The 15,168-nt window shown below is 37.7% G+C and carries 9 protein-coding genes; 7 read left to right on the top strand and 2 right to left on the bottom strand.

Annotation, left to right across the window (positions count from 1 at the left end; all coding sequences use genetic code 11):
• Nucleotides 1-234 precede the first annotated feature (234 nt).
• Nucleotides 235-2,187: an ABC-F family ATP-binding cassette domain-containing protein gene (locus AC0UMU_RS10765; RefSeq protein ID WP_278714575.1), complete on the top strand. Its 1,953-nt coding sequence runs from the start codon at nucleotides 235-237 to the stop codon at nucleotides 2,185-2,187.
• 19 nt (nucleotides 2,188-2,206) lie between these two features.
• Entirely contained in the window at nucleotides 2,207-4,240 is a 2,034-nt protein-coding gene (locus AC0UMU_RS10760; RefSeq protein WP_288639914.1) for a M13 family metallopeptidase, read from the top strand.
• A 297-nt stretch (nucleotides 4,241-4,537) separates the two neighbouring features.
• Here the strand turns inward: AC0UMU_RS10760 and AC0UMU_RS10755 are convergent, their stop codons facing one another.
• Both AC0UMU_RS10755 and AC0UMU_RS10750 read right to left on the bottom strand, forming a co-directional pair.
• Nucleotides 4,538-5,899 carry a TrpB-like pyridoxal phosphate-dependent enzyme gene (locus tag AC0UMU_RS10755; protein WP_009316843.1) on the bottom strand — a complete coding sequence of 454 codons (1,362 nt, stop codon included), beginning with the start codon at nucleotides 5,897-5,899 and terminating at the stop codon, nucleotides 4,538-4,540.
• 406 nt (nucleotides 5,900-6,305) lie between these two features.
• On the bottom strand, nucleotides 6,306-6,881 hold the full coding sequence (locus tag AC0UMU_RS10750) for a superoxide dismutase (protein WP_288639917.1): 576 nt from the start codon (nucleotides 6,879-6,881) through the stop codon (nucleotides 6,306-6,308).
• A 227-nt stretch (nucleotides 6,882-7,108) separates the two neighbouring features.
• Here AC0UMU_RS10750 and AC0UMU_RS10745 point away from each other — a divergent pair, with 227 nt between their 5' ends.
• From AC0UMU_RS10745 to AC0UMU_RS10725, 5 genes are all read left to right on the top strand, one after another.
• Complete coding sequence (locus tag AC0UMU_RS10745) at nucleotides 7,109-9,469, top strand: ATP-dependent helicase (protein WP_288639919.1); 2,361 nt, start codon at nucleotides 7,109-7,111, stop codon at nucleotides 9,467-9,469.
• A gap of 11 nt (nucleotides 9,470-9,480) precedes the next feature.
• Complete coding sequence (nspC, locus tag AC0UMU_RS10740) at nucleotides 9,481-10,620, top strand: carboxynorspermidine decarboxylase (RefSeq protein ID WP_288639965.1); 1,140 nt, start codon at nucleotides 9,481-9,483, stop codon at nucleotides 10,618-10,620.
• A 572-nt stretch (nucleotides 10,621-11,192) separates the two neighbouring features.
• Nucleotides 11,193-11,702 (top strand): RNA polymerase sigma-70 factor, encoded by a 510-nt coding sequence (locus AC0UMU_RS10735; protein WP_009316848.1) that lies wholly within the window; start codon nucleotides 11,193-11,195, stop codon nucleotides 11,700-11,702.
• Between the two features lie 72 nt (nucleotides 11,703-11,774).
• Complete coding sequence (locus AC0UMU_RS10730; protein ID WP_022389733.1) at nucleotides 11,775-12,575, top strand: FecR family protein; 801 nt, start codon at nucleotides 11,775-11,777, stop codon at nucleotides 12,573-12,575.
• Complete coding sequence (locus AC0UMU_RS10725) at nucleotides 12,575-15,166, top strand: TonB-dependent receptor (RefSeq protein WP_288639966.1); 2,592 nt, start codon at nucleotides 12,575-12,577, stop codon at nucleotides 15,164-15,166. Before AC0UMU_RS10730 ends, AC0UMU_RS10725 begins: the two co-directional genes overlap by 1 nt.
• The last annotated feature ends 2 nt before the right edge of the window (nucleotides 15,167-15,168 follow it).

Below are 15,168 nucleotides of genomic sequence, written 5' to 3'. Positions count from 1 at the left end.
ACCGAAATAAACAATAGCAAAAGGGGCTATCCGACTTTTTGGACAGCCCCTTTTGCTGTTTTTAAGGATTAGCCTGTTGTTCGATATTGTTGAATTTCTTTGTGTAAGTTACCGTATTAAGATTTGAACGCTCATTTTATAGAGATATGCTTATAAAGATTCGATGATTTAAAATTCGTTGTAGTGGACGTTTTTTTTTACATTTGCACTTTCATAAAGTAATTATAACCAGTTATGATTTCAATAGAAGGGTTATCGGTGGAATTTGGCGGAAATCCGCTTTTTGATGATATAACCTATGTAATAAATAAAAAAGATCGAATAGCTCTGGTCGGGAAGAACGGTGCAGGAAAATCTACCATGTTGAAAATTATCGCCGGATTGCAACAGCCAACATCGGGGACGGTGAATATTCCTAAAGATATGACGATCGGATATTTGCCCCAGCAGATGCAAATATCCGATTCGCGTACGGTAATGAAAGAGGCAGAACAAGCCTTTGCTCATATATTTGAACTTCAGTCTCGTATCGACCGTATGAACCGGGAATTGTCGAATCGAACCGATTATGATAGTCAGGATTATCATGATTTGATAGAGCGGGTTACAGATGCGAATGAGCAGTTAACGATGATCGGTGCTGCAAATTATCAGGCGGAAATAGAGAAAACATTAATGGGATTGGGATTCGTCAGAGAAGATTTCGATCGCCCGACATCTGAATTCAGCGGAGGATGGCGCATGCGTATCGAATTGGCGAAATTGCTTTTGCAGCGTCCGGATGTGCTGTTGCTTGATGAACCCACCAATCATTTGGATATAGAATCGATTCAGTGGTTGGAAAATTTTTTGGCGACAAGAGCGAATGCCGTAGTGCTGGTCTCTCACGACCGAGCATTTATAGATGCGGTGACAACTCGCACCATAGAAATTTCATTAGGTCGCATCTATGATTATAAAGTAAATTATTCCAAATATGTTCAGTTACGAGCCGAACGTTTAGAACAGCAGCAACGGGCTTTTGAAAATCAGCAGAAGCAAATACAAGATACGGAAGCTTTTATCGAACGTTTCAGGTATAAAGCGACAAAGGCCGTTCAAGTGCAATCTCGTATTAAACAGTTGGAAAAAATAGATCGAATCGAGGTTGATGAAGTCGATACCTCTCGTCTTAATTTAAAGTTCCCTCCAGCACCTCGTTCCGGAGACTTTCCGGTTATAGCGCAAGGAGTAGGTAAGACCTATGGCAATCATGTTGTGTTTGCGAATGCTGATTTTACGATCCGGAGGGGTGAAAAAGTGGCTTTTGTCGGAAAAAACGGGGAAGGAAAATCGACATTGGTAAAGTGCATAATGGGAGAGATCGACTATGACGGAACATTGAAAATCGGTCATAATGTCAAAATCGGGTATTTTGCACAAAATCAAGCACAGTTGTTAGATGAAAATCTGACGGTTTTCGATACGATAGATCGTGTGGCCGTAGGGGATATACGTACCAAAATACGGGATATTTTAGGAGCTTTTATGTTTGGGGGCGAAGCATCCGATAAAAAAGTAAAAGTCTTGTCGGGAGGGGAAAAGACTCGGCTGGCCATGATCCGACTTTTGCTTGAACCGGTGAATCTTCTGATTCTTGATGAGCCTACCAATCATTTAGATATGAAGACCAAGGACATTTTGAAACAGGCGATAAAAGATTTTAACGGCACAGTAATTGTAGTCTCTCATGACAGGGAATTTTTAGACGGTTTAGTTGATAAGGTCTATGAGTTCGGGAATAAGAGAATAAAGGAGCATCTGGGTGGCATTTACGATTTTCTGCAACGGAAAAAAATGGAAACACTACAGGACTTGGAGCGTAATAATAACGTTAGTTCGAAATCTGTCTCTAATAATTCCGGAGATAAGGAAATTTCGGAGACGAAGTTGTCGTATGAAGAACGGAAAGAATTGCAACGCCAGATAAAAAGATTGGAAAAAGCCATTGCGGATAATGAAAAACGGGTTGAACAGATAGAGGCGGAAATACAGTCTGTTGAAGAGCATTTGGCTTCTCCTGAGGGAGCTTCTGATATACAGCTTTATGAGAAACATGGAGCATTGAAAAAGGCTTTGGATGAAGTTATGGAGAATTGGACAGAACACAGTGAGCAACTTGAAAAGTTGCGGTTACAAGATTTATAAACGTAATAATTAAATAATAATGAAACAATTATTGATTTTACCTTTGGTTGCCGGGGCTTTGGCTACCGGTTGTGCTCCTAAGCCTGGGGCGGAGAAAAGTTTGGCTATTGATCCGTCTAATATGGATACGACAGTAGCTTGTGGAGAAGACTTTTATGAGTATGCTTGTGGAGGATGGATTAAAAAAAATCCGTTGAAACCTGAATATGCGCGTTATGGTTCATTTGATGTTTTGGCCGAAAACAATCAAAAACAGATGCGTGAGTTGATAGATGAGTTGGAGAAAGCTGAAAACGAACCGGGTTCGGTTGCTCAAAAAGTCGGTGATTTATATAAAATGGGGTTAGACAGCGTTCGTCTTAATAAAGAAGGCGTTTCTCCTATTTCGGAGGCTTTGAAAAATATAGCTTCTTTGGATGATAAAGCTGCTTTTGCATCTCTCGTTGCTCAAATGCATAAAGAAGGATCATCTCCTTTCTTTCAATTATATGTAGGTGCTGATGAAAAAAACAGTTCGATGAACATTGTTAATTTATATCAGGGCGGCATGAGTATGGGAGACCGTGATTATTATCTGTCCGAAGACAGCGCTAACATAAAAATTCGGGATGCATATAAAAAATATATAAATAAGCTGTTTACGTTGGCTGGTTATTCTGCAGAGAAAGCTGCTGTTACCGAAAAGAATGTTATGAATATAGAAACGGCATTGGCTAAGGTTGCATTTTCTCGTGAAGAAACTCGGAATCCGTTGAAAAATTATAATAAAATGGCGATGACGGATTTTCTAAAGCAAATGAACGGTTTTGATTGGAAATCTTATTTTTCTGCTTTGGGTTTGGACTCTTTAAACGAAATCAACCCTAATCAGTTACCTTTTATAAAAGGTATGGATGCTTTAGTTGGAGGTTTGACTTCTGAAGAAATCCGGGATTATTTGATTTTTAAGCAAATAAATACGGCTTCGTCTTATTTGAGTGATGATTTTGTTCAGGCGCGTTTTGATTTTTACGGTAAGGTTCTTTCCGGGCAACAAGAATTAAAACCTCGTTGGAAGCGTTCGTTGAGTGTAACGGACGGAGCGTTGGGCGAAGCGTTGGGTGAGATGTATGTCGCAAAATATTTTCCGCCTGAAGCAAAAGAACGGATGCTTAAATTGGTAGAAAATTTACGAATTTCGTTAGGTGAGCATATCGATAGTTTGGAATGGATGAGCGCAGAGACTAAGGCTAAGGCAAAAGAAAAACTTGCTGCTTTTTATGTAAAGATCGGTTATCCCGATAAATGGCGTGATTATTCCGAATTAACGATCGACCCGAAAAAATCATATTGGGATAATGTTCGAGAAGCTGCTATATTCGAGTCTGATTATATGTTGAGCGATGTAAATAAACCGGTCGATAAAACCCGTTGGTTGATGAGTCCGCAGACAGTAAATGCTTATTATAATCCGACTACGAACGAAATCTGTTTCCCGGCCGGTATCTTGCAGCCGCCGTTCTTTTATATGGATGCCGATGATGCTGTGAATTATGGAGGTATAGGTGTTGTAATCGGGCATGAAATGACTCATGGGTTTGATGATCAGGGTCGTCAATATGATAAAGATGGAAATCTGAAAGATTGGTGGACGGCAGAAGATGCGAAGCAGTTCAATTTGAGAGCGGACAAATTGGCTGATCAATACAGCAGTATTATTGTCCTGGATACAGTACATGCAAACGGACGTTTCACATTGGGAGAGAATATTGCTGATCATGGAGGATTGCGGGTCTCTTATACTGCATTTAAAAATGCGACGAAGGGACAGGATTTGAAACCGATCGACGGATTTACTCCCGACCAACGTTTTTATTTGGCTTACGCAGGATTATGGGCGCAGAATATCCGGGATGAGGAGATATTGCGATTGACTAAGATCGATCCTCATTCTTTAGGCAAATGGCGTGTGAATGCTGCATTACGTAATTTGGAAAGCTTTTTTCAGGCTTTTGGAATTACAGAAAAAGATCCGATGTATATGAAACCTGAAGATAGAGTAACAATTTGGTAAGTAATTTTATTTATATGAATCAAGCCGGGATTTTGCCAAGATTCCGGCTTTTTAATTACAAAAAATACTCCGGTAAAAATATTATAATTATTACCGGAGTTTCCTGTTTATTTTAATCAAATCTTAGGACTTGTCTAAATTTTATTCGCGTCAGTTTTGAGAATTCTTTTCAAGGATATTTTTCTGTTTTTACAAGAAGGATAGCGGGCTATCTGATGAGTGAAAACGGGAAAAAAGACCGGAAGCAAACACAAAAATGACCTAATAATATTTTGTCGGAAAATTTACGACAGGATTTTAAATGATGTCTTTTATCTCTTCAAGATTTTTTGCTACATCTTCGTCCGTTACTTCGCAATTTATAAGGTCTCCTGAGAAATATTGATCATAAGCCGCCATATCGATGAGTCCGTGTCCCGAAAGGTTGAACAATATTGTTTTCTTTTCTCCTGATTCTTTAGCTTTCTGTGCTTCTTGTATTGCTGCGGCAATAGCGTGAGATGATTCGGGTGCAGGAATAATACCTTCGGTACGAGCAAAAAGCGTTGCCGCCTCGAATGTATCTAATTGCTTGATATCTACAGCTTCCATGAGATTATCTTTTTTCAATTGGCTGACAATCGATCCGGCACCATGATAACGAAGGCCTCCGGCATGTATATTTGCAGGTGCGAAGTTATGCCCGAGTGTGTACATCGGGAGTAACGGGGTATATCCCGCTTCATCTCCGAAGTCGTATTGGAATCTGCCGCGTGTCAGTTTAGGACAGGAAGCCGGCTCGGCGGCAATAATTCGTATATCTCTACCTTCTGTCAGTTTATGACGTAAGAAAGGAAAAGATATTCCGGAAAAATTAGAACCTCCTCCGAAGCAACCTATGACGATGTCGGGATATTCACCTGCCATTTCCATTTGCTTTTCGGCTTCGAGACCTATCACGGTCTGGTGTAGCATAACGTGGTTTAAAACGCTTCCCAACGTATATTTGCAATTCGGGGTTTGCAGAGCTAATTCGATTGCTTCTGAAATAGCAGTACCCAAACTGCCCTGATAGTTAGGGTGATCGGTCAGTATTTTACGTCCAGCCTTTGTTGACATACTTGGGGATGCAATTACCTGTGCACCGAATGTTTGCATGATAGAACGGCGATAAGGCTTTTGATGATAGCTGACCTTTACCATATATACGGCCAGTTCGAGTCCGAATGTTTTGGCAGCATAAGAAAGTGCAGCTCCCCATTGTCCTGCTCCTGTCTCGGTAGTAATATTGGTTACACCTTCTTTTTTACAGAAATAAGCTTGAGCTATCGCCGAGTTCAGTTTGTGTGAACCGATAGGACTTACACTTTCGTTTTTGAAATAAATATGTGCAGGTGTATCTAAAGCTTTTTCTAATCCGTAGGCACGTACTAGTGGAGTAGGACGCCAGACTTTATACATATCCCGTATTTCATCGGGTATTTCTATCCATGCATCGGTTGTATTTAGTTCCTGATGAACCAATTCTTTTGCAAAAATCGGATAGAGATCTTCCGGTTGCAGCGGTTTTTTTGTTCCGGGATGAAGAGGTGGCATGGGTTTGTTTTTCATGTCCGCCACTATGTTATACCACGCTCTGGGGATGTCGTTTTCTTGTAATAAAAATTTTTTCGTATCCATAATAAGAGTTTTAGTTATGGTATTATTAGTTGACTTTTTTATCTGATGTTTTTTGTAAAATTATCTCAAACAAAAGAATCTTGAAACAAAGGAACAAATAATAATTAAAAAATCAAACAAAAAGAAAGGATAATTCAATATTGATAAACAAATCGATCAAAAAATAATTTTTCGGTGAAATGATAGAATCTGTTTATAACCTATCTCGATTTTGTACGAATGTTTTTTGATACTTGTTTTCGATGGCGTTTTTTAGTTTTGTGTCGAAATGAGGTATATATAAAAAAGCAAAGAGAGGGACTACTCACGTAGTATTCCTCTCTTTTAGAATTCATCACATTATGCTTATTTTAAAGTGCTAGAAAAGTTACGCATCACGCGCGACTATTTGAAAAGTGCGAATTAATCAATACCTCTCTTCAACTACTTTCCAATCGATGATATCCCATAGACCATTCAAATGATCGGCTCTTCGATTTTGGTAGTCGAGGTAATAGGCATGTTCCCAGACATCGAAAGTGAGAAGCGGTGTATATCCTTTTGTCATCGGATTGCCGGCATTTCCTTCTTTAATGATGTCCAGCTTGCCATCTTTATCTTTTACCAGCCATACCCAACCTGATCCGAATTGGGCGACTCCTGCATCGACAAAAGCTTTTTTGAAAGCTTCAAAAGAACCCCATTTTTCATCGATTGCCTTTGCTAAAGCACCTTTAGGTCCTTCGCTTTTGTGCGGAGTAAAACTGAAAAAGTAAAATATATGATTCCATGCTTGAGATGCGTTGTTGAATAAAGCTCCGTCAGCTTCTTTGATAATTGTTTCGATCGGTGTATCTTCATAAGGTGTATCCTTAGTCAGATTATTCAGATTATTAATATAAGTCTGTTCATGTTTGCCATAATGAAACTCTATTGTTTTTTTACTGATAGCAGGTTCTAATGCATCATATTCGTATGGTAATTTGGGCAATTCGTATTTCATAATTCTATTTTTTTATCGCTGTTTATTAGTAAAACAAACTAACAGCAGAAAAGTTCTGTAATTGTTGGTTTTTTAATCTTTTTTTGCAAATAAAATCTTAAAGCTCTTTTAGACAGTATTATTATATTGTTGGAAAAGCCCTTTTTTATTTGCTTTATTTAATAAACAGCCGTTGTCGGTAAAAGTTCTGTGAAACGGAAAAAAAATAATTACATTTGCATAAAAGAATGTATAGTGTGGAAGAGTTTTTGAAAGATCTTAATCCAAGTCAGCGGGAAGCTGTTTTATACAATGATGGTCCTTCACTTGTTATTGCCGGTGCAGGATCGGGTAAAACCCGTGTACTTACCTATAAAATTGCATATCTGTTGCAAACAGGCTATGCTCCTTATAATATATTAGCATTGACTTTTACCAATAAAGCGGCACGGGAGATGAAAGAGCGTATTTCCCGAATAGTAGGGGAAGATACTGCATCCCGTTTGTGGATGGGCACTTTTCATTCGGTGTTTTTGCGGATTTTGCGGACCTATGCCGATCGTATCGGTTTTGATTCTAAATTTACAATTTATGATAGTGCCGATTCTAAAAGTTTGATAAAAGCTATTATAAAAGAGAAAGCTTTGGATGACAAGCTTTATAAGCCGGCAACGGTTCAAGCTATTATCTCAAATGCAAAGAACGCCTTGATTACTCCCGTTGCTTATGCAGCTTCAAAAGAGTTGATAGAAGCGGATATTCGTTCTAAAAAACCGCTTATAAAAGATATATATGCAGAATATTGGAATCGTTGTGCTCGTGCGGGGGCGATGGATTTTGATGATTTACTGCTTTATACCAATATTCTGTTTCGGGATCATCCCGATGTTCGGGATCATTACAGGAATATATTTCGGTTTATCTTGGTAGATGAATACCAAGACACCAATTTTGCACAGCATCTCATTGTGCACCAATTGGCAAAAGATCACAATCATATATGTGTAGTAGGAGATGATGCGCAAAGTATTTATTCGTTTCGGGGAGCGAATATCAGCAATATTTTAAATTTGCGGACAGATTATCCAGGTTGTCGGACTTTTAAATTAGAACAGAATTATCGTTCTACACGCATGATCGTAGCTGCTGCAAACAGCTTGATCGAAAAAAATAAAGAACAGATTCCCAAACATGTATTTTCGGATAATGACGAGGGGAGTAAAGTTGCTGTGTTGAATGCGTATTCCGATTTTGAAGAGGGATATATGGTGGCGAACCGTATTTCCGAAATGCGTGCCATTTCGGGATTTTCGTATAGCGATTTTGCTATTCTTTACCGGACAAACGCACAATCCCGAATTTTTGAAGAAGCATTGCGGAAGAAAAATATTCCTTATAAAATATACGGGGGATTATCATTCTATCAAAGAAAAGAGATTAAAGATATTGTCGCCTATTTTCGTATGACAGTCAATCCGCATGATGAGGAAGCTTTGAAGCGGATTATCAATTATCCTTCTCGGGGAATAGGAGATACTACTCTTCGCAAAATAGGTGAATGTGCCACGAAGCATAGCGTAAGTTTGTGGCAGGTTGTCTCTGATCCTCTCGCTTATGCCCTTTCTGTTAATAATGGCACATTGGACAAGTTGAAAAATTTCAAAGAGTTGATCGACTCTTTCAGGGAGGCAGCAGAGGAGAAAAATGCTTTTGATTTGGCAGAGCAGATAGTCAAACAGTCGGGAATTTTTGCAGCGGTATTTTCTGACCGTACTCCGGAGAACTTGAGCCGTCAGGAAAATTTGCAGGAGTTGATGAATGGAGTGCAGGAGTTTTGTTCTTTACGTGAAGAAGAAGGAAACGAATCGGTTTCATTAATCGATTTTTTGAATGAAATATCTTTGGCCACCGATCAGGATAATGATAAAGAGGAAAATAGCGATAAGGTTACGATGATGACCGTTCACGCATCAAAAGGTCTTGAATTTACGAATGTGTTTGTCGTAGGTCTTGAAGAAGACCTCTTTCCGTCGGCGATGTGTAAGAGTAGTGAACGGGAAATAGAAGAGGAGAGACGGCTGCTTTATGTCGCGATTACCCGTGCGGAAAAAAATTGCATACTTTCGTATGCGGGTACTCGTTATCGCAACGGAAGTCCTACAGCCATGCCTCCCAGCCGTTTTCTTAAAGATATGGATCCTCGATATTTATCTTTGCCTTCTGCCCTCAATGGCGATGAAAGACCGGAAAGACGGGAGGTGGATCGTTTCTCGTCCGGAAATATATTCGGTCGTGTACGTAGTCGTCAATGGTCGGGCGGATTGATGAATTCTGTGAACTCGAAAGTCAGAAAATCTGTCCCTTACAATTCAGAGCAGTATAGACCGCTTACACGAATGGAACAAGCTGTTTCCAAAGAGTCATCGAGTACATTGAAACAGATCGGGAATATACGGGTAGGAAATATTATCCGGCATGACCGTTTCGGACAAGGAGAGGTTATCGATATTTCAGGAGATGGAGATAATGCTAAAATCGGAGTTGAATTTGAAAATGTCGGTAAGAAACAATTACTGCTTAAATTCGCGAAGTTTACCGTAGTTGAATGATAGAAAATAAGATTATGGATATAGAAAAAATACCCTCGCCTTGTTACGTGTTGGACGAGGCGTTGTTTCGTAAAAATTTAGAACTGATCCGTTCGGTTAAAGAACGTGCGGGAGTAAACATCATATTGGCGTTTAAGGCGTTTGCTTTATGGAAAGCATTTCCCATTGTACGGGAATATATTCCGTATTCAACGGCAAGTTCCGTATTCGAAGCCCGGTTGGCTTATGAAGAAATGGGAAGTCCTGCTCATACTTATTCTCCGGCATATACCGATGCCGATTTTCCGGCTATTATGAGTTATAGCAGTCATATAACATTCAATTCTCTCAGCCAGTTTCAGCATTTTTATCCTCAAATTTTAGTTGCCGGGAATAAAATATCTTGCGGATTACGCATCAATCCTGAATATTCGGATGTAGAGACAGATCTTTATAATCCGTGTGCTCCCGGTTCTCGATTGGGAATTGTAGCTTCTATATTAGGTGACGTATTGCCGCAGGGAGTCGAAGGTTTGCATTTTCATACACTTTGTGAATCGTCATCGTATGATTTAGAAAAAACATTGGAACAGGTAGAAAAAAAATTCGGACATTTACTGTCACAGGTTAAATGGTTGAATATGGGGGGCGGACATCTAATGACTCGAAAGGATTATAATGTAGAGCATTTGATAGGTGTATTGAAAGCTTTCAAAGAACGACATCCCAATTTGGAAATTATTATGGAACCGGGTAGTGCATTTGCTTGGCAGACCGGGATTTTGGTCTCTTCTGTTGTAGATATTGTTGAAAATCACGGAATAAAAACCGCAATTTTGGATGTTTCATTTACGTGTCACATGCCTGATTGCTTGGAGATGCCGTATAAACCGGTCGTTCGTGGAGCGACAGATCCTGTTCCGGGAAAACCGACATATCGTTTAGGAGGAAATTCTTGCTTGAGTGGAGATTATATGGGAGATTGGTCGTTCGATAAAGAATTGAAAGTAGGTGATAAGATCGTGTTTGAGGATATGATTCATTATACAATTGTCAAAACGAATATGTTCAACGGCATTCCACATCCGGCGTTAGCATTATGGACAAAGGATGAAGAATTGAAAATATGGCGTACCTATACTTATGACGATTATAAAAATCGGATGGCTTAATATATTGGATAAAGGGAGAAATTTTTGTAAAAAAAAGTTTTGTAAAAGCTTTGTGGATATATTATTAGTTAATTGTAGTTAATATATCGCATTTTGTAGAATAACAGTATTGCATATATAAATAATGTTCGTACATTTGCAATGTGTTTTTCATGGTATTAGATTTAAGGTTAACGAAGATTGGTTGTCGAGATGACAACCTTTTCTTTTTTATATACATTCTTCCCTAAAATAGGATTCAAGATATAAACTTCTAAATAGTATTTTGAAAATTTGATTCTTTTATTTTCTTCTCGATAGATCATTGTTAATTTAATTATTAGATAATAGACTTGTTTATATCGGAATATTTTTCGAAAATTTTTTTTGTATATGGTTTCTTGTAAAAATGTATAGTAGAATTTTTTGTATGGTCGTTGTAATATCATAGAGAATGAAAATTTCATAGGATATAGAAATATTCTCAATAAAAAATGATATGTCTTTAATTTGTTTAACAATAATGGATAGTGAACTTTCTTTTATTTTGAGTCCCTAAATAATAGAATAGTTGAATATATAAATTCATTTGTATGAATAAATCTGCAATAGATATTGACAAAATATTTAAATGCTATTATCGTCCATTATGTTTATATGCATTACATTATGTTCATAATACTGATATTTCTGAAGATATAGTGCAAGATAGTTTCTTTTCTTTATGGGAGAGAATAAATAGTGTTGAAATAGAGAATGTCAAAGCATACCTTTATAAAACAGTACGAAATCGTAGTTTGGATTATCTGAAAGAGAATTCGATTTATGAGACAAACCTTTCTCCATTTGATTTGGAAGATATTCTGACCGATGAAGAGGCAGAAGAACGTTCGCTTGCAGAAGCTCGAATGTGGACGATTATTGATACTCTTTCAGAACGTTGTCGAGAAGTATTTTTACTGAATAAGCGTGATGGCATGAAGTATAAAGAAATTGCGGACAGACTACACATTTCTGTAAATACGGTAGATAATCATATTAGTAAAGCTCTTCGGCTGATACGCGAAGGTGCGCAAAAGATTTATATTTTCTTATTTAACTAATCTTTACTATTCCTTTATAGTGAATTTTTTTATTGTAACAGTCATAGTTACGAGAAATAAAGATTGAAAAGTATGGGAAATTTAGAAGAAAAATGTCTTCGCTTTGTTTTGCATTATTATCAGAAAAATAAATTGGATACGCAAAAAGCATTAAAAGATTTTAAAGACAAACATCAAATATCGGAGTGTAATAAAAATATCGCACGTTTTTGGTGGGTATTTACCGGTGTTGCGGCCGCAATATTCATAGTGCTTTTTATGCAATATCAATTTTATGAGGAAAAAGAATGGACGGAAGTAACAGCCGATTCTCATTCAGTAGTTTATCTTCTTCCGGATAGTTCTTCCGTTATTTTATTCCCTCATTCTTCTATTCGTTTTTATTCTGAAAGTTATCGGCTTTCTTGTCGTGAGGTACAAATGAGAGGAAGGGTATCATTTTCTGTCAAACATGATATTTCACGTCCGTTTACCGTAAAAGGGGAACTATCTCAAGTTAAAGTTTTGGGTACTTGTTTCACAATAGATGAAAGTCGGATCGATACGGCGTTTATTCGGGTTGACTCAGGAAAAGTTCAATTTTCGATTATCGGGCAACCTGATACACTGATATTGACAGAGGGGATGACAGTGGAGGCCGTTAAAGGTCAGCATAAACTGCAAGTGATGAAACGCTCGATGACAGGTAATTTTATATTTGATAACACACCGTTATCTGTAGTACTTGACGAGCTATCGAGATATTATAAGGTACGACTGGCTGTTGACTATCCGAATAAGCGACTGACTGCCAATTTTAGATCAAAAAGTTTGGATGAGATTATTGAGATCATAGAGAAAGTATTGAACGTGAATATTGAAAAGGTAAGATGATGAAATTCATAATGACTGTGATTTTATTGTACGCATGCCTGAGTATAAATGCCCAACAAAGTACGACAGAAATGAAAAAAATCATAGATGCTATGCAAGATATGTATCATGTAAATTTTGTATATGATTCTTCTTTGGCAAATATTAAACCGAAAAGTGCTCCTTTGTCAGGTAGTTCGTTAGTCGAAAATTTAAAAAGAGTATTCAGTGGTATTGGCATACAATGGGAAATTCGGGATGAATATGTTTTACTATTCCGCCAAGATAGTTATACTTTTTCTGGATATGTATGTCAGGAAAATGGAGAAACACTCATTAATGTGACGATATTTGACATGAATACAAAAAAAGGAACGTTAAGTAATGAACATGGTTTCTTCAGTATAACATTGCCGAAAGGGAAACATAATATACGTTTTTCTTATATAGGTTATCAAGATGTTATAAAGGAATTGAATTTAAATTCAAATTATAACGGCATTGTTTATATGAAAGAAGGTGTTGCTTCATTGTCCGAAATAGAAGTAATAGGAGATTTGAATTCACCTTTTCATACGACACAAACAGGAAAAGTGTCGCTGACCTCAGAACAATTGAATGCAGAATTCTCGTTATTAAGTTCTCCTGATCTTGTGAAAACTCTTCAAACTATCCCTGGTGTATCTGCCGGGACAGAACTCCTTTCTGGAATGTATGTGCATGGCGGTAAAAACGATGAGAATCTTTTTTTGCTTGACGGAACACCCCTTTATCAAATTAACCATTTGGGAGGTCTGTTTTCGGCCTTTAATACGGATATTGTCAAGAATGTAGATTTCTATAAAAGTGGTTTCCCTGCCCGTTATGGAGGCAGGCTATCTTCAGTAGTTGATGTTCGTACCAAAGAGGGAGACATGAAAGAATTTCATGGGAATTTTTCTCTGGGTTTACTTGATGGTAGAATTCAATTTGAAGGTCCTATAATAAAAAACAAGACATCGTTTAATGTTGCTATGAGAAGAAGTTGGACAGATCTTTTTACTGCTCCTATATTTTTTGTACTTAACCGTTCTAATCCTAAAGACAAGAAGAATTTGCGTTATGCCTTTCATGATATCAACGGGAAAATTACTCACCGATTTTCGGATAGGAACAAACTGTCGCTCAGTATATATTCCGGCAATGATTTATTGAAAGTGAAAGCTCGGCAGATCTTTGAAGGAAGTATTATGAATGCAGATAAGGAACATTATAATTCAGATTTTAAAGTGACATGGGGGAATTTGACTGCTGCTTTGGCTTGGAACTATCAGTTCACTTCTAAATTGTCAGGAAATTTTACCGCTGTATATGCACGTAATACTTCTATGTATGACTATGTAGAAGATGATCGCTATTTTAGTGATAAGGATCAGATTTATATGAATCGGAGAGAGAGATTCAATCACTCTTCGATAAATGATATTGGTTATCGTATAGAGTTTGATTATCGTCCCGGAGTGAATCATCATATCCGTTTTGGTAATAATTATTTATACCATATTTATCATCCTCAAAATATAGCGTCTCGAAATCTGACAGAAAAATATTCGGATATTGATACTATATCGCAGGAAAGTGCAAGTCGTTATAGAGGTGGTGAAGTTTCTTTCTATATTGAAGATGAAATGCGACTGACACAAAGGATAAAAGCCAATGCCGGCTTGCATTATGCGGTCTATCAGACAGATGGGAGATATTATCATTCTTTCGAACCGAGAGTAGCTATGAGTTATCAATGTGCAGATCGAGTTGCTGTAAAAGCATCTTATGCTGAGATGAGCCAATTCGCACATCAATTATCGAATACTTATCTTAATCTTCCGACTGATAGTTGGGTACCATCTACACGAAAAGTGCCTCCTATGCATTCAAGACAACTTGCTGCCGGAGTGTATGTAGAATTGCCTTTACATATTAGTTTGAACATAGAGGGGTATTATCGTACTACAAGTCAATTGCTTGAATATGATGGAGGAAATAGTTTGATGCTTCCGGCCGATAATTGGGACAATCTGGTGAAAACGGGTAAAGGAAAGTCTTATGGTATGGAACTGTCTTTAGAATATAGAAACCGGAATAATATTATTGAAGCTGGATATACATTATCATGGAGTAAACAAAAATTTGAAGATTTTTGTCCGGATTGGTATTACAGTAAGTTTGACAATCGTCATAAATTTAATCTCTTATTCCGTCATAAATTCAGCGGTCATATAGATATTTATGCCGCATGGGCATATCGTAGCGGAGATAGAGCTACTGTTCCTACTCAGTATGTGAATGGTCCGTCTTTTCCGAATGTACCCGGTTCGAGTGAACCGGAACTGATTTATGAAAGGCCGAACAATATCACATTGCCGGCATATCATCGTCTTGATCTGGGTATGAACTTCCACCATATAACAAAAAGAGGATTTGAGCGTATTTGGAATATCAGTGTTTACAATGCTTATTGCCGGATGAATGCATTTTATACTCGAATAGAACGTTTACCGAGTGGTGGTTTCAGAGGCAAGGCGATAGGAATCTTTCCTATAATCCCTTCATTCAGTTACACATTAAAGTTTTAAAC

The organism is Coprobacter fastidiosus (assembly GCF_982245605.1).
Note: the sequence above shows the minus strand (reverse complement) of the source record. Positions and strands in the feature narration are given on the sequence as shown.